Origin of the sequence: Coprococcus sp. AF16-5 (assembly GCF_003479365.1) — a bacterium.
Lineage (GTDB): Bacteria > Bacillota > Clostridia > Lachnospirales > Lachnospiraceae > Coprococcus > Coprococcus aceti.
Genome location: NZ_QUGZ01000001.1, coordinates 207,845 through 229,867 on the forward strand (window position 1 = coordinate 207,845; position 22,023 = coordinate 229,867).

General features: G+C 43.0%; 22 protein-coding genes. 18 read left to right on the forward strand and 4 right to left on the reverse strand.

Translation table 11 applies throughout. The annotated features are described in order from the left end of the window. Window positions 1-55: 55 nt before the first annotated feature. The 4 genes from DWW70_RS00885 to hisF all read left to right on the forward strand — a co-directional run bounded on the left by DWW70_RS00885 (window position 56) and on the right by hisF (window position 2,024). Window positions 56-322, forward strand: a complete 267-nt coding sequence (locus DWW70_RS00885; protein WP_117549034.1) for a type II toxin-antitoxin system Phd/YefM family antitoxin — start codon at window positions 56-58, stop codon at window positions 320-322. Further along, a complete protein-coding gene (locus tag DWW70_RS00890; RefSeq protein ID WP_117874254.1) occupies window positions 315-578 on the forward strand; it encodes a Txe/YoeB family addiction module toxin in 264 nt (87 codons plus the stop codon). The genes DWW70_RS00885 and DWW70_RS00890 overlap by 8 nt, the downstream gene beginning before the upstream one ends. A 69-nt stretch (window positions 579-647) precedes the next feature. Continuing rightward, window positions 648-1,259, forward strand: a complete 612-nt coding sequence (hisH, locus tag DWW70_RS00895) for an imidazole glycerol phosphate synthase subunit HisH (RefSeq protein ID WP_117874253.1) — start codon at window positions 648-650, stop codon at window positions 1,257-1,259. Between the two features lie 3 nt (window positions 1,260-1,262). Then, window positions 1,263-2,024, forward strand: a complete 762-nt coding sequence (gene hisF / locus DWW70_RS00900) for an imidazole glycerol phosphate synthase subunit HisF (RefSeq protein WP_004851206.1) — start codon at window positions 1,263-1,265, stop codon at window positions 2,022-2,024. Between the two features lie 248 nt (window positions 2,025-2,272). Here the strand turns inward: hisF and DWW70_RS00905 are convergent, their stop codons facing one another. Next, window positions 2,273-3,067 carry a hypothetical protein gene (locus DWW70_RS00905; RefSeq protein WP_243017632.1) on the reverse strand — a complete coding sequence of 265 codons (795 nt, stop codon included), beginning with the start codon at window positions 3,065-3,067 and terminating at the stop codon, window positions 2,273-2,275. Window positions 3,068-3,070: 3 nt separating this feature from the next. Next, window positions 3,071-3,544: an RNA polymerase sigma factor gene (locus tag DWW70_RS00910; RefSeq protein WP_004851201.1), complete on the reverse strand. Its 474-nt coding sequence runs from the start codon at window positions 3,542-3,544 to the stop codon at window positions 3,071-3,073. A 284-nt stretch (window positions 3,545-3,828) separates the two neighbouring features. Here DWW70_RS00910 and DWW70_RS00915 point away from each other — a divergent pair, with 284 nt between their 5' ends. The 7 genes from DWW70_RS00915 to DWW70_RS00945 all read left to right on the forward strand — a co-directional run bounded on the left by DWW70_RS00915 (window position 3,829) and on the right by DWW70_RS00945 (window position 11,873). Continuing rightward, window positions 3,829-4,887: a hypothetical protein gene (locus DWW70_RS00915; RefSeq protein ID WP_118649106.1), complete on the forward strand. Its 1,059-nt coding sequence runs from the start codon at window positions 3,829-3,831 to the stop codon at window positions 4,885-4,887. A 102-nt stretch (window positions 4,888-4,989) separates the two neighbouring features. Beyond that, complete coding sequence (locus tag DWW70_RS00920; protein ID WP_147360127.1) at window positions 4,990-6,609, forward strand: hypothetical protein; 1,620 nt, start codon at window positions 4,990-4,992, stop codon at window positions 6,607-6,609. Continuing rightward, window positions 6,606-7,556 (forward strand): DUF1848 domain-containing protein, encoded by a 951-nt coding sequence (locus tag DWW70_RS00925; RefSeq protein WP_055273453.1) that lies wholly within the window; start codon window positions 6,606-6,608, stop codon window positions 7,554-7,556. The genes DWW70_RS00920 and DWW70_RS00925 overlap by 4 nt, the downstream gene beginning before the upstream one ends. 89 nt (window positions 7,557-7,645) lie before the next feature. Then, window positions 7,646-8,740, forward strand: a complete 1,095-nt coding sequence (locus DWW70_RS00930; RefSeq protein WP_118649107.1) for a hypothetical protein — start codon at window positions 7,646-7,648, stop codon at window positions 8,738-8,740. A gap of 3 nt (window positions 8,741-8,743) precedes the next feature. Continuing rightward, complete coding sequence (locus tag DWW70_RS00935; protein WP_118649108.1) at window positions 8,744-10,342, forward strand: hypothetical protein; 1,599 nt, start codon at window positions 8,744-8,746, stop codon at window positions 10,340-10,342. A 174-nt stretch (window positions 10,343-10,516) separates the two neighbouring features. Continuing rightward, window positions 10,517-11,491: an AAA family ATPase gene (locus tag DWW70_RS00940; RefSeq protein WP_158576498.1), complete on the forward strand. Its 975-nt coding sequence runs from the start codon at window positions 10,517-10,519 to the stop codon at window positions 11,489-11,491. Further along, the gene (locus DWW70_RS00945) at window positions 11,484-11,873 is read left to right on the forward strand and encodes a hypothetical protein (RefSeq protein ID WP_158576499.1); all 390 of its coding nucleotides are present in this window, start codon (window positions 11,484-11,486) and stop codon (window positions 11,871-11,873) included. Before DWW70_RS00940 ends, DWW70_RS00945 begins: the two co-directional genes overlap by 8 nt. Before the next feature lie 100 nt (window positions 11,874-11,973). On the opposite strand, the gene DWW70_RS00950 is transcribed toward DWW70_RS00945, so the two are convergent. Further along, the gene (locus DWW70_RS00950; protein WP_118649111.1) at window positions 11,974-16,194 is read right to left on the reverse strand and encodes a 2-hydroxyacyl-CoA dehydratase; all 4,221 of its coding nucleotides are present in this window, start codon (window positions 16,192-16,194) and stop codon (window positions 11,974-11,976) included. A gap of 214 nt (window positions 16,195-16,408) precedes the next feature. Here DWW70_RS00950 and DWW70_RS00955 point away from each other — a divergent pair, with 214 nt between their 5' ends. From DWW70_RS00955 to DWW70_RS00980, 6 genes are all read left to right on the forward strand, one after another. Beyond that, a complete protein-coding gene (locus DWW70_RS00955) occupies window positions 16,409-16,744 on the forward strand; it encodes a LysM peptidoglycan-binding domain-containing protein (protein ID WP_022216550.1) in 336 nt (111 codons plus the stop codon). Window positions 16,745-16,917: 173 nt separating this feature from the next. Continuing rightward, window positions 16,918-17,763, forward strand: a complete 846-nt coding sequence (locus DWW70_RS00960; RefSeq protein WP_022216549.1) for a hypothetical protein — start codon at window positions 16,918-16,920, stop codon at window positions 17,761-17,763. Between the two features lie 47 nt (window positions 17,764-17,810). Beyond that, complete coding sequence (locus DWW70_RS00965; protein WP_055222558.1) at window positions 17,811-19,238, forward strand: hypothetical protein; 1,428 nt, start codon at window positions 17,811-17,813, stop codon at window positions 19,236-19,238. A gap of 24 nt (window positions 19,239-19,262) precedes the next feature. Then, window positions 19,263-19,586, forward strand: a complete 324-nt coding sequence (locus DWW70_RS00970) for a hypothetical protein (RefSeq protein WP_015534869.1) — start codon at window positions 19,263-19,265, stop codon at window positions 19,584-19,586. 32 nt (window positions 19,587-19,618) lie between these two features. Continuing rightward, window positions 19,619-20,515, forward strand: a complete 897-nt coding sequence (locus DWW70_RS00975) for a DUF2953 domain-containing protein (protein WP_118649112.1) — start codon at window positions 19,619-19,621, stop codon at window positions 20,513-20,515. Between the two features lies 1 nt (window position 20,516). Continuing rightward, window positions 20,517-20,933 (forward strand): GerW family sporulation protein, encoded by a 417-nt coding sequence (locus DWW70_RS00980; protein ID WP_118649113.1) that lies wholly within the window; start codon window positions 20,517-20,519, stop codon window positions 20,931-20,933. 320 nt (window positions 20,934-21,253) lie between these two features. Here DWW70_RS00980 and rpmB read toward each other — a convergent pair whose 3' ends face one another. Then, window positions 21,254-21,439, reverse strand: a complete 186-nt coding sequence (rpmB, locus tag DWW70_RS00985; RefSeq protein ID WP_015534872.1) for a 50S ribosomal protein L28 — start codon at window positions 21,437-21,439, stop codon at window positions 21,254-21,256. Between the two features lie 224 nt (window positions 21,440-21,663). Between rpmB and DWW70_RS00990 the strand changes: the two genes are divergently transcribed. Next, on the forward strand, window positions 21,664-22,023 hold the full coding sequence (locus DWW70_RS00990) for an Asp23/Gls24 family envelope stress response protein (protein ID WP_015534873.1): 360 nt from the start codon (window positions 21,664-21,666) through the stop codon (window positions 22,021-22,023).

A 22,023-nucleotide genomic window follows, 5' to 3' on the forward strand; every position in this document is an offset into this window, starting at 1 on the left:
TGTACAGTACAATATAAGTACAGAAAACTGTACATGAATTTGAGGAGGTGTTCTTATGTTAGCTGTTAATTATACAAACTTACGCGACAATATGAAAAAGTATATGGATAAAGTTACAGATGATTATGAAACCATGATTGTAACCCGTAAGGATAATAAAAATGTTGTTATGCTTTCAGAAGAGGCATATAACAATCTGATGGAAAATGTATATGTGATGGGAAACAAAGCAAACTATGACTGGCTTATGGAGTCAAAGACCCAGCTTGAGAAAGGAAATTTTGCTGTTCATGATCTGACGGAGGTATCTGCCGATGAATAAAGTCTTTACTGATAATGGATGGAAAGACTATGTCTATTGGCAGACGGAGGATAGAAAGACACTAAAGAAAATAAATAGTCTGATAGAAGATATATGCAGAAATGGAAATGAAGGCATTGGGAAACCCGAACCATTAACTGGAAATCTGACTGGCTTCTGGAGTAGACGAATAAATGATAAAGACAGAATAATATACAAGATAGATGATGATAACGTATATATTCTTGCTTGTAGATATCACTACAGTGACAGATAGAAGTTGTGTGCCAGTGAGAAGAGATATAATATAGATCAAAAGATGTTAGACTTGAAAGGACAGAGACAGATGATTTCAATTTTGGATTACGATGCAGGTAACATAAAGAGTGTTGAGAAGGCAGTCCAGTATCTCGGCGAGGAGGCTGTCATCACAAGGGACAGAGATGTGATCATGGCGAGTGACAAGGTTGTCTTACCTGGAGTTGGAAGCTTTGGGGACGCTATGGGAAAGATCAGGGAGTACGGCCTTGAGAATGTCATCTATGATGTTGTGGATGCAGGCAAGCCGTTTCTTGGGATATGTCTTGGACTTCAGCTTCTGTTCAAGACCAGCGAGGAGTCGCCGGAGGCAACAGGACTTGGAATTCTTGACGGTGAGATACTCCGCATACCGGATGCACCGGGACTTAAGATACCACAGATTGGATGGAACAATCTTGAGATAAATCCTAAAGCAAGACTTTTCAAGGGACTTCCTGAGAATCCATATGTCTATTTTGTTCATTCATATTATCTGAAGGCAAAGAATCCTGAGGATGTGGCAGCGTCCACATTCTATTCAACACAGATTCATGCATCTGTGGAGCACGGCAATGTATTTGCATGTCAGTTCCATCCTGAGAAGAGCTCAGAGGTTGGACTTAAGATACTGAAGAATTTTATAGAGCTGGAGGTGTAGGACATGCATACAAAGAGAATAATACCTTGTCTTGATGTGAAGAACGGACGAGTTGTAAAGGGCGTAAATTTCGTAAATCTTATAGATGCCGGGGATCCGGTTGCCGTCGGTGCAGCGTATGACAAGGCGGGCGCTGATGAGCTTGTTTTCCTTGACATAACAGCTTCATCAGACCAGAGAAATATAGTTGTCGACATGGTAAGAAGAGTTGCTGAGACAATCTTCATTCCGTTCACAGTCGGCGGTGGAATAAGAACTGTCGATGATTTTAAGGCAATACTCCGTGAGGGTGCAGATAAGATTTCCGTAAACTCGGCAGCCATAGACAATCCGACGCTTATAGCTGATGCCGCTGACAAGTTTGGCAGCCAGTGCGTAGTTCTTGCAATAGATGCCAAGAGACGTGATGATGGTTCAGGCTGGAACATATACAAGCACGGCGGACGTATCGACTGCGGAATAGATGCGGTTGAGTGGGCTATGAAGGCCGCAGAACTTGGCGCAGGAGAGATATTACTTACCAGCATGGACTGCGATGGTACAAAGGCGGGATATGACATAGAACTCACCAGAACCATAGCAGACAACGTGAACATACCGGTTATAGCTTCAGGCGGTGCGGGAACAAAGGATCATTTCTACGATGCCCTGACAGAGGGCGGTGCGGACGCAGCACTTGCGGCATCTCTGTTCCACTATAAAGAACTTGAGATAGGAGATCTGAAGAGATACCTTCAGGACAAGGGAATTCCTATGAGACTGTAGAGAGAAATTCCTTTAGTGTATTTAGCTTGGAAGATTTTCTCTAGGAACATGATTTTCATAAAAAAGGATACATAATTATCGGCTTTTTGTCTCAAATCTTAAAAAAGATACAATTTCAAAATAAGTTGTATCTTTTTTTATTTTAACGTCAAATTGGCGATAATTTTGTGTCCTTATTTAAATAAAAAACTCTTCAGGGGAGGTCCCCTGAAGAGTGAAACTAGCTTAGAGTAGACAATTTAAACTTATTACTGTTCAATGTAAGTGGCATTTCCTGATGCTGTATTGTCATCATCTGAGTTGGAGATACCGTAAGAGGCAGCATCCTCGGATGCAAGGTCATCCAGGTAAGGATTGCCTGTGTCAACACCCTCGGCATGCAGGGCGTCATTAAGCCATGGGTCGTTGTAGTCTTCAACGTTCATGTTGTTAAATACATATTTTCCATTCTTGTCGAAGAAGAGCTCGCACCAGCCGCAGCTATCAGGTGTACCTCCGATGAGAATGACGCTGTGTGAGCCGTCCGCATTCTTGATCTCATGACGGAAATATTTGTCAGGACCGCATTTGTCGGTGATATCTTCCTTGGTATCTCCGAGAACAAGGTAGAGACGGCCGTTTTCAACTTTCGTGTAACCGTTGACATCATCTGTAGATATGGTGAACTGTATGGAGTTTCCCTCACTGTTTTCCTCGTATGTCACTTCGGTACCATTTGCCAGGTGGAAGGTCTGCTTTATGTAGTCTATGGCTGCTGAGACGGTTGTTCTTGTCGCCGGGATGCACAGAAGAACTGCGCACACGGCAGCGGCGATGGCGGCATATTTGCCGACGCGGGCGAGTCTGTGACCAGATCTGCCGGTTTGAGCCTGTTCGGCAAGCTTTGCCCTGAGATCGTCTTTGTCATCCTGGGGCATGGTCACATTATCCATAGTTTTAGTGTACAAGTCTGTAAATTTGCTGTCATCAGAATCATCAGACGTGTTATATGTATTTGAGTTTTGGAAATCATCAATATTGCTGATCTTGTCTTTGTTTGTCATATGTTATTCCTCCTTCAATATTTCTTTTAATTCTTTTCGTCCCCGGGATACTCTCATTGAAACTGCAGATGGTGACAGGTGAAGTATCTTTGCAATTTCTCCAAATGTATATCCCTCATAGTAGTGCAGATAAAGAACAGTGCGGTATGAGTCAGGGAGTTTCCCCAGAGCCTCGTACATGGATTGCTCTTCAATATTGAATCCGCTGACGATAGAGTCGCTGCTCAGTTCCTCGTAGCTGCTGCTTAGACGGTTCGCTGCGGATTTTAGATGATTCCTGCACATATTTGCCGTCATCGTGAGCAGATATGATTTTTCTTTGCCCTTTGATATATGTGGGCTTTTTTCTATAAGTTTTGTATATACATTCTGAACAATGTCCTCAGAGTCCGCTGTGTTGCCTAAAAAGCTCATAGCGAGACGGAATACGTTGTTCGAGTATGTATCATATAACTCCAGCAGCTGCTGCTGTTTCAAGATTTATCACCTCCGTAGTTTGTTTATATGAGAATACGTGAGAAATGAATTTCTGCAATTCTCTCATTTGAGATCTCATATATAAAACAATCCAGAACATCAAAATAGCACACAGGTTTGGAAAAATCCACAAACATTTATAATCATCTGAAAACATGTCGTAAATATTACGAGACAAATATATACATAGCTATAATAAGAAACAGTGAAGCAGAAAAAAGTTTATCAGACATGCATCGCCTGCCATTTGCATGGCTGGTGTTCAAAAACAAGGAGGCATGAAAATGAAATTTGAAAATTGTAAAGAGTATTGCAGCTTAAAAAATAATAAGGAAAATATCAGGAAGCTCATGAAGGAATTTGACTGTGAGGCAAGTGGAAAAAGTAATTTGATCAGACCGCTGGTGACTGATGAGAATGGCAGATTTGATGAGAAAAAAGCGGAGAAGCTGATAACAGAGCTCGTGGAAGACATGGACCGATATGGATATAGGTACAAGATGTGGTTGGGGCACATAACAGCGGAAAATGCACTCCCGGAACAGAAGAGCTTTTGCAGATATGTGAGAATGTATCTGTATCTTGCGATAAAAATGTCTTTATTGGATTTTTCCCAATACGGATTCCTGATGGATAACATTCCAAATGGTTCATTTGATAATCTGCTCTCAGGCTGTATTGATTTTGAATCAAATAATGATAAGGATACGCTGCTTTTTGAGTATATTGTGGATGGCTGGATAGGTGATGCAGGTATTATATCATGGTGTGTTTTTGCATTTGACTACTCGCATCCTGACAATAAGCCTGACTGGATGTCCGATAAGGTTTATAAAAGGATGCAGGAGATTGAAGAAGAAATGCTTGAAGACTTGGATTCGAATGATATGGAAGAACTGAATGACATGGAGGACATGGAGGACATGGAGGACATGGAGGACTTGGGTGATATGGATGACTTCGATATTGATGATATTGATATTGTGGAGCCGATATATGATAATCTGGATGCTGACGAGTTTGTGGATGAGGGATTTTTACAGGATGGTCATGATGCGGATGAAAGTAAAACCATCGTCTCTGTGTGTGATCAGATGGAAGATTCGGATAAGGTTTGCAGTTGTTTTGCCAGTTTTTTGGATATGATATATTCCGATGAGGTGCCGTATAGTTATCTGTCACAGATGAGAAAAGCTGTGGAGGGAATGCTTGACACGTACATGTGGGATCATGGGCTGTCGATATACAGCAGTATGGATAGTCTAAAAAGATCGAAGCTTTATCTGGAAAAAGCAGCCGAGAAGACTGCGTATCTCAATGCACAGAGAAAAAACCGGCTATGATAACTATATGATGTTATTGAAACATTAAGTGAATATATATTATACTTTACATGATGTAGGAGAAAGGAGTCTGCCATGTCGGTTATAAATTTAAGAGAGTACATGAAAAGAGTATATACTGAATTAGAAAATTACATAGAAGGACTTTCCGAAGAGGAGAGAGTCAGATTTGTTACAGAGTTCCATGATATGTTCGATTCGGGAACTGCGGATTATGATGATGAGCATATAACCGCATTATATGTTATGAAGTATGCAAGAGCATATGGATTCCAGTTTTCAAGAGCCTACGCAGATATATTTGCAGATATGAATAACCCTGAAAGTATAAAGGCGGTAAGCATAGGCTGTGGCACAGGCATTGACTATTGGGGAATGTCCTATGCGGCGAGAGTGCTGGGCGAAGCCCCGGAAAGTAAGCTTGATTACACCGGAATTGACCCGGTATGCTGGCCGTACAGGATCACGGAAGCGGCTGACATGCCGGAGCAGGACATGGTGAGATACAATGAGATTGCATCTGGTATACATGATGCAAAAGGATCAGGTCATCCAGATTTGTTTCATGAGCCGGCGGATGAAATAAAATCATGCACGGACTTTAATGAGTATCTGGGTTATATGGAAAACAGACCAGGAGAACCTCTAAGCGATATTTATTTCTTCCCTCATTCCACGAAGGAGGTATGTATTCACACTGTGCCCAATGAGGTGGAGGACAGGTCGCTATACAATACATATCAGGCTATGTCAAGATTTGCCCACATAATACACTCAAGGATAAAGGACAAGCCGGTATACGTTGCATTCACATACAGACAGGTCCCAACTGACGATGGAGTGTGCAGAGAGCAGAATGAATCATATGATATCCGCTATGGAACATACCTTAGAACCTGTCTCATTGAGAGAGGAATGAACGTGGAGCTGCTGCAGCCAATGCACTGTGAGCAGAGGTATGGACACGATCTGGAAATCTGTGAGAGCCCGGAGAGTAACAGAGGCTGTTATTTTACATATGACGAGTTTCATAGTTATGTGGGGGCACCGGATACCCCGGACAAGATATGGCTTTTTGGACGTGACGATGATGACTCATTTGACAGTATATTTTATGGCAGTAAAAAGATATGCGACAGAGACAGATGGAACGAGCTTACAAATGTCAGTGATAAGATACACAATTATCCGATGGACAGCACAAATGGAATATGCTATCAGGTTTTTAAGATAACAAGAGGGAATGCTGACAACAGGGAACTTACCGATAAAAATCTAGTCCTGGATATACTTGAAGAAACCATGAGAGGGTTTACATTCTGGAGTGGATTCTCGCAGGATATTTATAAATTTGCAAAAAATATGTATATGTATCCGTGGACTGTTCATGAAAAAGCTATCAAGCTTATTGCCGATACGACCGGATATGTACCTGACAGTGTACGTGGGCTTCAGGAGGTATTCAGTATTGATAATATCTTTAAGGGACTGATAGCCGATGGCTGTATAGAGCAGGTTGAGGAAGCTGACGGAAGACTGCGGTATGGCATAACTCCAAATGGCGAAAATTGTGGACTCTATGACAAGGATGGCAGGATAATGGCCAAGTCATTTGCGAGAAGAATGATATTTGCAAATATGATCTGTGGAAGATATGTCAAATTTGAAGGAATCAAGAAGCAGATAACGATGGAAGATACAAGGGGAATTTTAAAATTATGATAGTTAGTGCCAGCAGAAGAACAGATATTCCGACATTTTATTCGGAATGGTTCTACAACAGAATAAAGGAGGGATTCCTGTATGTCAGGAATCCCATGAACGCTCATCAGATAAGCAGGATTGATCTGTCACCGGATGTGGTGGACTGCATTGTGTTCTGGACAAAGAATCCGATACCGATGCTTCCAAGACTTGATGAGCTTGAGGCATACAAATATTACTTCCAGTTTACTCTGACAGGATATGGCAAAGACATGGAGGTTAATCTTCCGGATAAGAAGCAAAAGCTCATTCCGGCTTTTCGGCAGCTTTCGGCAAAGATTGGAAAAAAGCGCGTCATATGGAGGTACGATCCTATCGTATTAACACACAAGTACACGCCGGAGTATCATATAAAAGCATTTACCCAGATCGCAGAGGCGCTTGACGGATGTACTGAGAAGTGTGTCATAAGCTTTGTCGACATATATGCCAAGAACAAGAAGAACATGGAAGCAGTGGACAGATATGAGATGAGTCATGATGAGCTTGAGGCATTTGCAAAGACCATCGCCGACATAGCAAGGAGCCACGGTATGGTGGTTGCGACATGTGCGGAGGTCATAGACCTTGAAAAATGCGGAATTGAGCATAACTGCTGCATAGATAAGAAGCTCATCGAGGAGATCATAGGCTGTGATATAAAGGTGTCAAAGGATAAGGTGCAGCGCCCGGAGTGTGGATGTATGGAGAGCGTGGAGATAGGCTCATACAACACGTGTTTAAACGGCTGCAGATACTGTTATGCCAACTATTCTGAGGCTGCGGTGAAATCAAACTGTGCATGCTACGATCCAAGATCGCCTCTCCTGTGCGGAACTGTTGGTGAGTTAGACAAGATCACAGAGCGCAAAGTGAAATCCCTTAAGGAGACGCAGATGAGCTTAAGGTTTGATGACGTAGATTAATCTCGCAATCATTTCAAAAGATTAGTTTAATAGTTAGGTTGATAGAGAATTTGCCTATTATTATATAGAAAGAAGAGGTCGTGATCGCTTTGAGAATATCGGACAAAGAGTGGAAAAATATAGAATTCCGCAAGAATAAGTTTCGGGAGCTGGAATCGGCTCTGGATCAGGCTGTAAGCGGAAGAGACAACAAAGTCTCATCATTTCTGTTGGGGTGTCTGGCAGATGGAGAAACGGGAAAAGCTGCGGCTGTGGAAAAACTTGTAAATGAGCTGGTAAAATCCATGGACAGCTATGGTATAAGAAACAGACTGTGGATAGAGAGTGACGAAACGATAAAAGATAATGGGCTTTCGGATGATGACTTTTGCAAAATGAAAGCGACAGAAGAAAAAGCTTCGGAAGAGAAAATTCCATGTATGCCGACAAGATTCAAAGAATTTATACATGATTATCTCTACTGCATGATACTGCTCATGACAAGCGAGATGGAGTGGGTTGAACAGATCTATGCTGAACCGTATGCCGATTCATTTCAGCAGCTTTACCTTCATGCAAAAAGAGTGAGAGAGTTTTCTGTAAGACCAATCGAGAAAAGATATGATGAGCTCTGGGGGGAGGCTTATTTTGGCGTCAGAGGAGCATCTGGTCTGTTTGAAATATTCAGCATGGCATATGAGTCGATTACCGGGAAAGATATCGGAGACAGCCTTACACATAGCATGAAGGATGGACTTGATACGTACTGTCAGGAACAGATGCAGATGTATGATGAGTTTCTGGATGAGGCTGAAGATAATGCTATGACCGACGAAGAGATAGAAGAGGCTATTAGTGAATATGTGGATGTTGAAGAAGATCCGGATATGGCAGAGCTTAACAGATATTTCGATGAGCTGGCAGTCAGATGGGATGAAAGCGAGAAGCGGTTCAGGCAGGAATTTCCTGACACTGAAGGGTTCTGTGTCAGATATATGAAGCTCCGTGAGCTTTTTTATACGGATGAATCCAGGGATATCAGGTATCCGCTTACGATATTTGATATCCTGGTGGAGGGCATGCTGGATGTATTCCTTGGCAGACGTGGGATGACTCTGTATACTGATGCAGATAATTGCGCAAGGGCATACATCAGTATAAAGAAGCAGATAGATGCGATAAAGAAGCTTCGGGAGGAGGCATAGAAAGTGGCTGGTTTCAGAGAAGATTTTTATGCCAGGATAGGACGTGATTACCATGAGAATATGGAGAATTCTTTCTTATACGGATATGTAAAAACTAAAAGAGAGAACAATCTAAGACTTTGCTTGAAGGAGGAATATTACTGTCTGGCAGACACTGCGGCAAGCAGAAAAAAGTATGTCCGTTTCCTTGTGAAAGCGCTGCTTTCTGATAAAAGCCTTTCAGCTTCATTGGAGAAGATAAACAGCCTCCAGAAACTGCTGGACAGCATATCATTTGCGGCAGAGGGGTTGGATGAAGCATCCAGACTTGCGATGAGGTCAGAACTTGAAACAGAGCTGGAAGCGGTAAAGCATGCGGAGGACAGGTCGTGTGGAGACAGACTGAGGATGCTTGATAAGTATATGGACAAATGCCAGGCATCAGAGTCAGTTATAGGTATAGATGCAGATATAGAGAGTCTTAGACATATCTCATCCGAACTGCTCGACTCATTCGAGTTTGATGGTGAGAAGAAGAATCCGTATGTGGAGCTCATGTCGTCTTACCTGGATTTTTATTATGGTATTATATCGGCCTCAGGATACGTCAGAAGATTGCTGGAATTCTGGTCAGGAAGCAGCAAATATATTCCTGACAAGAAAGCGCTGTCGCATTTTATAGAATTTGGTAAGAGAACATTTGGGAAAGATGTATTTGATGGCTGCGGGCGGGCTGCGGTAAGGCTTGAAAAACTGCGGCAGATTGGAAAGACAGATCGTGCAGGATTTGACATGGCAGCGGATATGTTCTTTGATACAGAATTTCTTGATAAGCTCACGGAGAACCTGCAGAGAGACATATTAACCATTGATGTGAATACATTGCTTTATGACGCAGGCTTTTCAAATGGAGGCAAGCCCCGCAAGAAGGATAAAAGTATGGACATAATGGATGCGTATTTCAGATATGTGGGGGATAATCCATTTTCTGGCGGTACAGGCTATGTTGAAATCCCCGGCGGTTATACGACATGGGATGAATATTACAATGCGTGTGATAATGTCCGCGACAGACTGAATTTGGATAAGAGAGCATCTGCTTATCAGAATGTCTTTATGCCGATGTGGATTGATAATGATACAGGCGGCGGAATATTCCTAATAGGCAAAAGGCAGTTTGCGGAGAATGCCGATGTGAGACTTGCCAGCAACTGTGAGTTCGGCGTGGTATATTTCTACGGAACAGATGGCGGAAGTGCATTTGAATTTTCGGCGTTTCAGGAAGGCACCTTTGATGAAAATGTGTTCCCTGGTATGTCAGAAGCGGTGAGTTGGTTTAGAAATTATGATTATAAGGCTGACTCTATGGAGGAGTACAGGCGGTATAATGGGGATGCCCCGGCAGGCTGTCCGGAGGTTTTCCTTAAGTATTTCAAAGGCTATGACAATGTAAAAGCAGAGGTGGCAGATATATCTGGCGAAGTGACAGGAAACTCTGCATTATATGGAGATGTTGATGAGTCAGATATAAGAGATACGCTTGAAGCGTTCGACAGGGAACAGGAGGAGAAAGAAAGAAAAAAACGGCTGAGAATGACATTTCAAAGCCCAAAAATAAAATAGCTGCATTGGTTTATAGGCCATCAATCTGTATTGGCACAGATTGGTGGCTTTTCTTCGTAAATTTTACGAGCTTAAATATTGCTGTAGTTATACTGTGTTTATCAAATAAAGAATATCCCATGTGGCACAGACAGTGAGCTGTTTCGTGGAGCAAGACGAAAGGAGAAAATGCATATGAAGATCGACAATATGAGAGAACTTTACGAGGAATTACTTAGAGCAACATCAAATGGATACAGAAACAGAAGCATTGCAAATCCGGCAGTAGATTTCACAAAGAAAGCAAAGGCCGGGGACTTTGATGAGATGTCCGACGAAGAGTATTACCAGGCGCTTGATAAAGTAAATGAATTAAATGATGTATGGCAGCATCGGCCAAGCGGTCAGATTGGTGAACTGCTTTTTACTGCACTTGAGAATCTTACACTTAGCGACAGTGACGTGGAGGACATGGCAGCGACATTGCTTTGTGCTTATGAGCGTTCAAGTAAAGAGCATATCCCCTGTGATGCAAAAGCAGCGGATAGAAATGAAAGAACAGCCGGATATGCTGCTTCCAAGGAGATAGACAGCGATAATCCATCCAAAACAAAGACACAGTCTGATAAAAGAAGCACTGATGCAAAAGGAATATTGAGCTCGCCGGCGAAGATATATGAATATCTTGACCGCAGAGTGTACGGCCAGAAGGAGGCAAAGCGCGCCGCTGCCATGCTCCTCTGGAACCATGTGAATGGCAGGAGGCAGAATGTACTCTTTGCAGGCCCTACCGGCTGTGGCAAGACAGAGATATTCAGGCAGCTCGCAAAGCTATATCCGAACATAGTGATCCACAATGCCACCTCTCTGACGGGCACGGGCTGGAAGGGCAATACAAAGGTCAGAAATCTGTTCGATGGGGTGCCTCAGGATAAAATGGGCCACCTTATCATTGTCCTTGATGAGGCTGACAAGATGTTCGAGGATGCGGACGACAGGCATTACAGTTACATAGTCCAGAATGAACTGCTGAAGGTCCTGGAGGGGGACATGGTTCATTTTGATGGCAATCCGTCGAACAGTGAACCAGCTCTTGATATAGATACATCAAATGTAAGTTTTGGGTTCCTTCGATTCCATGGTCAGAGCGAAGGATGTGGCTGTGAATAAGAGCAGGGCTATAGGTTTTGGTGCAGTATCGTCTGACGAGTCATTTGACGGATACATGAGTACATTCACTCAGGAAGATCTTGTACAGTATGCAAATGTGAGATGTGAAATAGCGGGGCGCATAGGGAATATAGTTCAGCTCAGGGAGATGACTGAGGATGACTTCTACGCCATATTAAATGACAAAAGAATAAGTCCTGTCAGAAAGCTTTCTGATTACTATGGCGTTAAGCTTAAGATGTCAGAGACAGCAAAACATAAGCTGGCAAAGGAAGCTGCGGAGAATGGGATGGGAGTTCGATTTATTCATTCACAGATACAGAGAAGACTTGATTATGAGCTTTTCGAGAATTGTGACAGAAAGGAATATGTCATAGCCTGACCATTGAGTCATAAATAAAATATAAAAGAAACTGAAGCAGTAAGATATTGACTGCTTCAGGTTCTTTTTTAATGTGTTTAAATTGTTATATATAGATATTTTATTTCTTCATATTCTTATTTGCCGCTGCAAGCATGAGCTTGATTCTGTTGACCTGGTTGACCTCAGATGCACCAGGATCATAGTCGACTGCCACAATGTTGGCGTCAGGGTAGGCCTCACGCAGATGCTTGATAACACCCTTGCCCACGATGTGGTTTGGAAGGCATGCAAACGGCTGAGCACACACAATATTAGGTGCACCGCTCTTTATGAGCTCTATCATCTCACCTGTAAGGAACCATCCCTCACCGTTCTGGTTTCCTATGGATACGATTGGTCTTGCATAGGCAGCAAGCTTTTCGATATGGGCAGGAGCCTCGAATCGCTTACTCTTTTCAAGAGCATCCCTTGCAGGTTTTCTGAAGGATTCCAGAACCTTTATAACAGTGTTGCTGACTATGGCTCCCTTCTTGGTCTTGCCAAGGAACTCATAGTTGTAATTGTTGTTGTAGAAGCAGTACATGAAGAAGTCCAGGAGATCTGGCATAACAGCCTCTGCTCCCTCTGCTTCCAGCAGGTCAACTAAGTGGTTGTTGGCTGATGGCAGGAACTTTACAAGTATCTCTCCAACAATTCCGACTCTAGGCTTCTTGATATCAAGGAGTGGAAGAGTATCGAAGTCGTGGACGATTCCCTGTATATTCTTCTTGAATACTGCGTTGCTTCCGGTCTTTGTAAGGCTCTCCAGACAAACCTTCTTCCATTTCTCATGGAGTGCATTTGCCGAACCCTTTTCCTTCTCGTAAGGTCTTGTCCTGTACAGACATCTCATGAATACATCACCGTATATCAGAGCCTGCATTGCACGCTTTACGACCTTGTAGCTTATCTTGAAACCTGAGTTCTTCTCAAAGCCCTGGGCTGACAGTGCTATTACAGGTATCTGACCGTAGCCTGCCTTGGAGAGGGCACGTCTGATAAATCCTACATAGTTTGTTGCACGGCATCCGCCTCCTGTCTGGCTCATGATGACAGCCAGCTTGTTCACATCGTACTTTCCTGAAGTGATGGCGCTCATCATCTGTCCGACAACGATCAGAGATGGATAACATGCGTCGTTGTTTACATATTTCAGACCAACATCTATCGTCTCCTTGGTTGCATCCGGCAGGATCTCAATGTTGATTCCCATGCACTTGAATGCAGGTGCAAGAAGATCGAAATGGATAGGAGACATCTGAGGTGCAAGAACTGTATAGTCCTTCTTCATCTCCTTGGTAAATTCTATTCTGTTGATGGCACTGCTTGACGGACATGTCTTGTAGTGCTGTTCATGTCTTGAGTTGACCGCGCTTATGAGGGATCTGATTCTGATCCTTGCTGCACCTAAGTTGCTGACCTCATCGATCTTGAGGACAGTGTATATCTTGCCTGACTTGGTAAGTATATCGTTGACACAGTCAGTTGTTACAGCGTCCAGACCACAGCCGAATGAGTTGAGCTGTATGAGCTCTAAGTTGTCACAGGTCTTGACGTAGTTGGCTGCCTTGTACAGTCTTGAGTGGTACATCCACTGGTCGGAGACAATAAGAGGTCTCTCGACCTTGCCAAGGTGTGCGACTGAATCCTCGGTAAATACAGCAATCTTGTATGAGTTGATGAGCTCTGGGAGACCATGGTTGATCTCAGGGTCCAGATGATATGGACGACCAGCCAGAACTATGCCGAGCATATCGTGTTCATCAATGTATCTGAGAGTTTCTTCGCCCTTAGCACGCACATCCTCCTTGACCTTCTCTGCCTCTGCGTACGCCGCATGTATGGCGCTTCCAATCTCGTCCATTGTCACATCATAGTACTTGGACATCTCACGGTACATACGTTTTACGAGAGCTTCCTCGTTGTCCAGGGCCACAAATGGTCTGATGAATGTTATGTCGTCAGCCTTGAGTTCCTCCATGTTGTTCTTGATGTTCTCTGCATAAGAAGCAACGATAGGACAGTTGTAGTGATTGTTTGCCTCAGGAGTCTCGTTCATTTCATATGGTACACATGGGTAGAAGATGGACTTGATTCCATTTTTCAGCAGCCACATAACGTGTCCGTGTGAGATCTTGGCAGGGTAACACTCTGACTCACTAGGTATTGATTCGATACCCAGGCTGTATATGTTTCTCGATGACTTTGGAGACAGTACAACTGAGAATCCAAGCTTTGTGAGGAATGTGTGCCAGAAAGGATAGTTCTCGTACATGTTGAGTACACGAGGAACACCTATCACGCCACGCTTTGCCTCCTCAGGTTTAAGTGACTCATAGCCAAATATTCTTCCAAGCTTATATTCAAAGAGGTTAGGAATGTTGTCTGCGTTCTTCTTCAGACCGACACCCTTCTCACATCTGTTTCCGGTGATGAACCTCTTGCCGTTTGAGAATTTGTTTATTGTAAGGAGACAGTTGTTTGTACATCCTTTACATCTTGTCATGGAGCTCTCATATGTGAGCTTTCTTATCTCCTCGATAGGGAGCATAGTCGTGACAAATCCCTCTTTGTACTTGTTCCTAGCGATGAGGGCAGCACCAAAAGCACCCATGATACCTGAGATGTCAGGTCTTATGGCTGTTCTTCCTGATATGACTTCAAAACTCTTTAAAACTGCATCGTTGTAGAAGGTACCACCCTGTACCACGATGTTCTTGCCGAGATCCTTTGGATCCGTGAGCTTTATAACCTTGAGCAGGGCATTTTTGATGACGGAGTAGGCAAGTCCGGCGGATATATCAGCCACGGATGCGCCCTCCTTCTGCGCCTGCTTAACCTTTGAATTCATGAAAACGGTACATCTTGAACCGAGGTCTATAGGTGTTCTCGCTGTGATGGCGATGTGCGCAAAATCTGCTATGTCATAGTTCAGTGACTTCGCAAATGTCTCTATGAATGATCCACATCCTGATGAACAGGCCTCGTTCAGCATAACGTTATCTACAACGCCGTTCTTGATCTTGATACACTTCATATCCTGACCGCCGATATCAAGAATGCAGTCGACCTCAGGGTCGAAGAATGCTGCGGCTGTGTAGTGGGCTATTGTCTCAACCTCACCGAAATCCAGAGAGAGAGCCTGCTTGATAAGAGCCTCACCGTAACCAGTAGAACATGAGCCTGCGATCACTGCGCCCTCAGGAAGCTTGCTGTATATATCCTTTATAGCTCTGATGGTGGTGTTAAGTGGACTTCCGTTGTTGCTGCTGTAGAAGTCGTAGAGCAGTTCACCGTCAGAACCGACAAGTGCAACCTTTGTGGTGGTTGAACCGGCATCGACACCGATGAAACAGTTTCCTTTATATGTTGCGAGATCACCGCGCTTTACGGCGTACTTGTTGTGATCTGCCTTGAATTTCTCGTAATCCTCATCACTTTCAAAAAGAGGTGCAAGTCTCTCCACACCAGAGGAGAGATTGAGCTCCTGGGAGAGAGCGTGGATGAGCTCTGAAAGCGTCATGGACACCTCAGGTTTGGAGTTCATGGCAGCACCTACTGCGGCGAACAGATGTGAGTGTCCTGGATCTATGATGGCGTCGCCTGTAAGATTGAGTGTTCGGATAAATGCATTCTTCAGTTCCGGAAGGAAGTGAAGAGGACCGCCCAGGAATGCAACATTGCCCTTGATAGGTTTACCACATGCAAGACCGGATATAGTCTGGTTGACAACGGCCTGGAATATGGAAGCGGCCAGGTTTGGCTTTGTAGCTCCCTCGTTGATGAGTGGCTGTATATCTGTCTTGGCAAATACACCACATCTTGCAGCGATAGGGTAGATGGTATCGTAATCCTTTGCATAGTCGTTAAGACCTGATGCATCGGTCTGTAGAAGTGTAGCCATCTGGTCGATGAAAGAACCGGTACCTCCGGCACATACGCCGTTCATACGCTGTTCGATTCCGTTTGTAAAATATATGATCTTGGCATCCTCACCGCCGAGCTCTATTGCCACGTCGGTCTGTGGTGCATAGTCCTGCAGTGCCTCTGATACACAGACTACCTCCTGGGTAAATGGCACACCGATGAGCTGGGCGAGTGCCAGTCCACCAGAACCGGTGATACATGGATTGACCTCGTTCTCGCCGAGGGCATCCTTTGCTTCCTGTACAAGATCTTTAAGTGTTTCTTTGATATTTGCAAAATGTCTTTTGTAATCGGAGAAAAGTATCTTGTTGTCCTTGTCAAGGACAGCAACCTTAACTGTTGTTGATCCAATATCAATTCCTAATGTGTACATAAAACAACCCTTCCAATTTCTTTTGTGTGTTGAATGTGTTTGATTTCGACATTTCTGCCGATAAAGCTACTTTATTATAGTGTAGGGTTTAAAAAAATACAATGACTTTATAAAAACTTAACCATTACCAGAAAATGTAAAAATAAAAGTTTTTTGCAGGTAACTATATCATCGGAGGTGAATATATTATAAAAAAGCCTTTCAGGGGTAAGCTATGAATTTTGATACCTGTAACGGAGTTATCCATGTAGTGAAGAGAGGGGACACACTGTATAAGCTGTCCAGGATATACAAGGTAAAGCTCAGCGACATCATATCAGCAAACCCGTACATCAACGTATACAATATGCAGCCGGGGGATGAAGTGTGTATTCCCGTGATCATGGAGGAAGATTTTCTTATATATACAGTGCAGGATGGAGATACATTTGAGGATGTCCTTAAGAATACCGGAGTATCTCCGGATGATCTGTTCAAATTCAATCCGGATCTCTACAAGATGGCCCTTGCCGCGGACATGGAGATAAAGTATGTGGACTTTCAGAAGTAGATGGATGCACATGGCTGTATGATATCTGTCCTGGCTGCCGGTTTATAGCTGGCAGCTATTTTGCTGTTATCCGCCAGGTTAGAAAAACTTAATTATTCTACTGTTGTAAACTCATTTTTTATATTATATAATTCAAAAGGTGTAGTTTAAAAAAGTATGACAGGAGTTTTTCTATGAATATAATAAGTAAGATCGAGAAGAAGTTTGGCAGATACTCCATTCGAAACCTCACATTATACCTCATCATAGGCTACGGTATAGGATATCTGTTGTTCATGTTCCAGCCAAAGATACTGTTCATGTTGACACTTGATCCGGCGGCGGTAATGCATGGACAGGTGTGGAGACTTTTCACATGGATAATCACACCACCGGTATTCGGTGTCGATATATTCACGATAATCATGCTGATATTTTACTACAGTCTGGGATCTCTGCTGGAACGTACTATCGGAACATTCCTTTATAATCTGTACATGTTCAGCTCCATGCTGTTTACCATGATCGGTATAATGCTTGCACACATATTCTGTACCTATATCATAAGGTATGATTACGCGAGCTCGACTGGTTATTTCGCATATGCATCGACATATTATATATTGATGTCCATATTCCTTGCCATAGCGGTATGCTATCCTGACATGAGCGTGTTATACGCCATGATCATACCGATCAAGATGAAGTATCTCTCGATACTGTATATCGTCATTATAGCGTATTACTTCATCAATGAGACATTTATGGGAAGAGTGAACATAGCCATGTCACTTGTGAGCTTTGTGATATTCTATCTGAGCACGAAGAACTTCAGAAAGTTTTCGCCAAAGCAGATGAAGAGGCGGAGAAATTATAACAGGCAGGTGCGGACAGCAAAACAGGAGAATATCGGACACAGATGCGTTGTGTGTGGAAGAACGGACAAAGATTATCCTGATCTGCAGTTCAGGTACTGCTCAAAGTGTACAGGTAACAAGGAGTATTGTCAGGATCATCTGTTTACCCATACACACAACTAGGATATACGATCAAAGATTTATAAAGAAGATAAAAGAGGAAGTTTATTATGTATAATGAAGAGAAGAAGCTTATAACCGATATACAGAGAAAGAAGGATCTGGACAGGAATCTTGCACTGTTTGCAGGGGTGGCATCGAAAGCAAATTATGAATATGCATGCCACAAATTCACCTTGAATTACCTGACACTCAAGGACATGCATATGGATGGGGATGTCCCTGATGATCCATATATCGCTCAGTGCCAGGCTGTGATCGACAAGCTGATAGGCGACTTTGTTGTGGGAGATAAGACGGTGTGCGAGGATGCTGACATGAAGCTTATCTCGGATGTCAGGAACACCATAACAGCCAAGATGAAGGTGCTCACATCATACACGGATGCATTTGAGATGTATGAGTATATTTTAAACAGGAAAGAATACAGTTATCCGGAGAATGTTGACGAGGAGATACAGAAGGAGCTTAAGGAGCTCGATGAGGCGGGCGTCAGTGACTTTGCAGAAGAGATATACAGATTTGTGTTCGCAGATCAGGACAAGGTTGCCATTAACTCCAAACTGCAGTCCATCATAGGACAGCTCCCGATACGTATGACAAAGAACAGATTCTATGACATTCTGGGAGAAACGCTTGATATATATAATGGAGTGGAGAAGGAGTCTCTTGACCAGTTTATTGAGATGATCGAGAATACTGCTCTCATAAGACTTCCAGAGGGATTTGAGACAGAGTACCCTGAACTACATGAGGCGCTTGAGGTCTTAAAGGCCGGTGATTACACTGCTCTTGATTACGATGGTTACAGAAAGCTCACTGATGTGCTGGACAGAAGTGCAGCATTCCTGAATTCGGTTGTGACTGAATATATGCTCATCATAGAGCTTGTAAACGATCTCTATGTTATGATGCTTGCGCTGGATTCAAAGGAAGGCGTATCTGAGAGCTGTAAGAAAGCGATGACTGTCATAGAGAAGGCTGTCGCTGACGACGGAGAGCATCTTGAGGCTGTATATGCACTCCTTGACGATATCGTCGGAGAACAGGAGCTGGCAGGAGAGCATAAGGTAATGCTTGAGTCCGCTGTGTACGACATCTCAACCGGTTACACCGATGATATTGCCGCAAATGAGCTTCAGGATACATACAGAGATCTGGAGATCATGGATAAGCTTCTCTCGGGAAGTATGTTTGTGGATATAGACAATATAGCTGTGATGGGCGTACTCAATGTGGATACTGATTATATAGCTGCATGTAAGGAGAAGCTGACAAATGAGTTTGCAGATCTGTTTGCGGCCAACTCAATGACAGTCAACAGAGCCATCATGGCAAAGATACTCTCCAACATACCTGTTTTCTTCAACACCACTGATGAGATCAGGGAATATGTAAACGGATCTCTTTCGAGATGCAGGGAAAAGAGTGAACTTCTTGCGGACTATATTGTTATAAAGCAGATGATGGAAGAATAAACTGTTTATTACAGGTGATTGAATATGGTCATTGATGATAAGTTTTATGTTGGTGGAGCCCGGGACCGGCAGATCATAAGGATGGTCAGAGGAATAAGGCGCTTCCATAGAGTAAAATATGTGCCTGGAGTGTTCGTTATCACACTTCCGTTGTTTGGAGATGGGATTCTGGAGATATATGAGTTGAATGAACTCAGGCAGAAGATCTACACTGACATGGGCGATGCTATACATATTGTCGGTGCAGCTCCAAGCAGATTCCAGGCTGTACTGCTTGTCAGGGATATAATAGATGATATATATAAGAAGACCGGGGATGTTGATGTGGAGAGATTTTTTGCATCGTGACCAGATAGTCTCTGGGTCTAAGGGGATGGAGCATGCATATTGTTTGGTTGATATTGAAGATACTGCTCATAGTTATCCTGTCGCTGGTGGGACTGGTAGTGCTTCTTGCACTTCTCGTATTGTTTGCGCCGGTGAGATACAGGGCGTATGTGAAGAAGGATGATGACATATTTGCGAAGTTCTCTGCCAGATGGCTTGGTTTTGTCCTGTGTTTTAAGGTTTTGTATGATTCGGACGGCCTTCGGTACAGGCTGAGGCTGTTTGGCGGAACCATCATGGGCAGCGAAAAAAGTGCCATACCGGAGTCGGAAGGAGAGGTATATTCTGAACCCGGGGAATACAGTCGGGCTGAGACAGAGGAAGAAGCTTCTGACAGTCCGGGATATGAAGACTATCCATCGGTGGAGCCGGAGGACAGGCAGTTTCTTCTTGAGGACAGCGAATTTGAGGAGCCCGTACCGGGGCCGCTCATCAGGCTGGGCAGAAGGATAGACAGTATGGCAAAGACGGTTGTATCGAAGTTCAAAGATCTGTCAGAGAAGTTTGCCAGTCTGAAAAAGAAAAAAGATGGCTATACTAAGCTTGTACACAATGTCAGAACAAAGGAAGCCATGAGAGTTTTCAAGGTTGAACTGATAAAGGTGTTAAAGCATCTTAAGCCCACAAAGCTTAAGGGGCAGATCATATATGGTGCGGATGACCCGGCAACAACAGGTGAGCGCCTGGGGTATATGAGCCTGCTTTTCCCGCTATACTATGATAATATAGATATAACACCGGATTTCTCTGAAGCCCGGCTGGAGGGAGACCTGTTCATGAAGGGCAGGATAAGACTTGGAACAATCGGCTGGAGCGCGCTGAAGGTGATCTGGAACAAGAATGTCAAGATAACTATTGCTCGATTAAAAAAGATATCAGGAGGAAATTGATATGGCAAATATGAATATTGAGGGAACACTTGGTTCTATGTTTAAGGGAATGGATGGCTTTATATCATCGAAATCGGTGGTGGGAGAGCCTGTGTATGTCGGTGATACGATCATTATTCCTCTTGTAGATGTCAATTTTGGTATGGCAGCCGGAGCGTTCAATAAGCAGGACGGCAACAAAGCTGCCGGAGGAATCGGAGCAAAGATGAGCCCGTCTGCTGTTCTTGTCGTCTCAGGAGGAAATACGAGACTTGTAAATCTCAAGAACCAGGATGCCGTAACAAAGATCATAGACATGGCTCCAGAGGTCGTAGATAGGGTCTTGGGTCTGTTCAAGAAGGACAAGACAGAGGAAGAGAAGAATGTTGACAAGGCGATAAATGATGTCGCACAGTCAGAGGAATCTGTCACAGAATAATAAATATCAGAATATATAATATAAGTAAGATTCAGTGCGTTGGGAAATGCATTATTAAAAAGTCACCACATATAATGATAATAAATCATTATGGTGGTGATTTTTTATCTGGAAAAAATTCACAGGATTTGCGTTTTTCTTCACAGCGGTGGGAGTGGTTATAGGATATTTCATAAGTGGATTTGTGGAATTTCTCATAATCGTTATATTATTGCTGTTATCTTATATATTCTCCTGCAGATAAAAAAATAAGAGTGATGATCCTTGAGGATCATCACTCTTATTTATACCAGAACTGAATCGGTGATATTATGCAAATATTATGCACGCTCGACCTTACCAGATCTTAAGCAAGATGTACAAACATAGATCTTCTTTGGTGTACCATCAACTACAGCCTTAACAGACTTAACATTTGACTTCCACATCTTGTTTGCTCTTCTATGAGAGTGGCTCACTTTGATACCGAAATGAGCACCTTTATCACAAATTGAACATTTTGCCATAATAGCACCTCCTTCAATGAATAAACTAACTTTCTTCCTAAGTTCACAACAAGACATATAATAGCAGATTATTTTTCCATATGCAAGCAAAATATTTATTTTTTATTGGAAATGAAGAAATACTATAGAATAAAATTAGATTTATGCTATAATTGATGAGTAATTGTGTTTATAAGTCGGTAGATATGATGAACACTGGTGACTTTGTTAGAAAGGAGTCGTGTATGAAGGAATATATTAATAGCGATAACGGTAAAGTAAGTATAGATGAGAGTGTTGTTGCACAGGTTGCAGGACTTACAGCCCTTGACTGTTTTGGAATAGTAGGAATGGGAATAGTCAGTGTCAAGGACGGAATTGTAAAGCAGCTCCGCAGAGACAATGTTTCTAAGGGTGTAAATGTACGTTTTGATGAGAATGGTGATATAGTCATTGAGCTGCACATAGTTGTTGCTTATGGCGTTAGTATAAAGGCTGTCACAGACAATCTTATGCAGTCGGTAAAGTACAAGGTAGAGGATTTTACGTCGTTTAAGGTCAGCCATATCAATGTCTATGTTGAAGATGTTAAAGTACTTGATTAG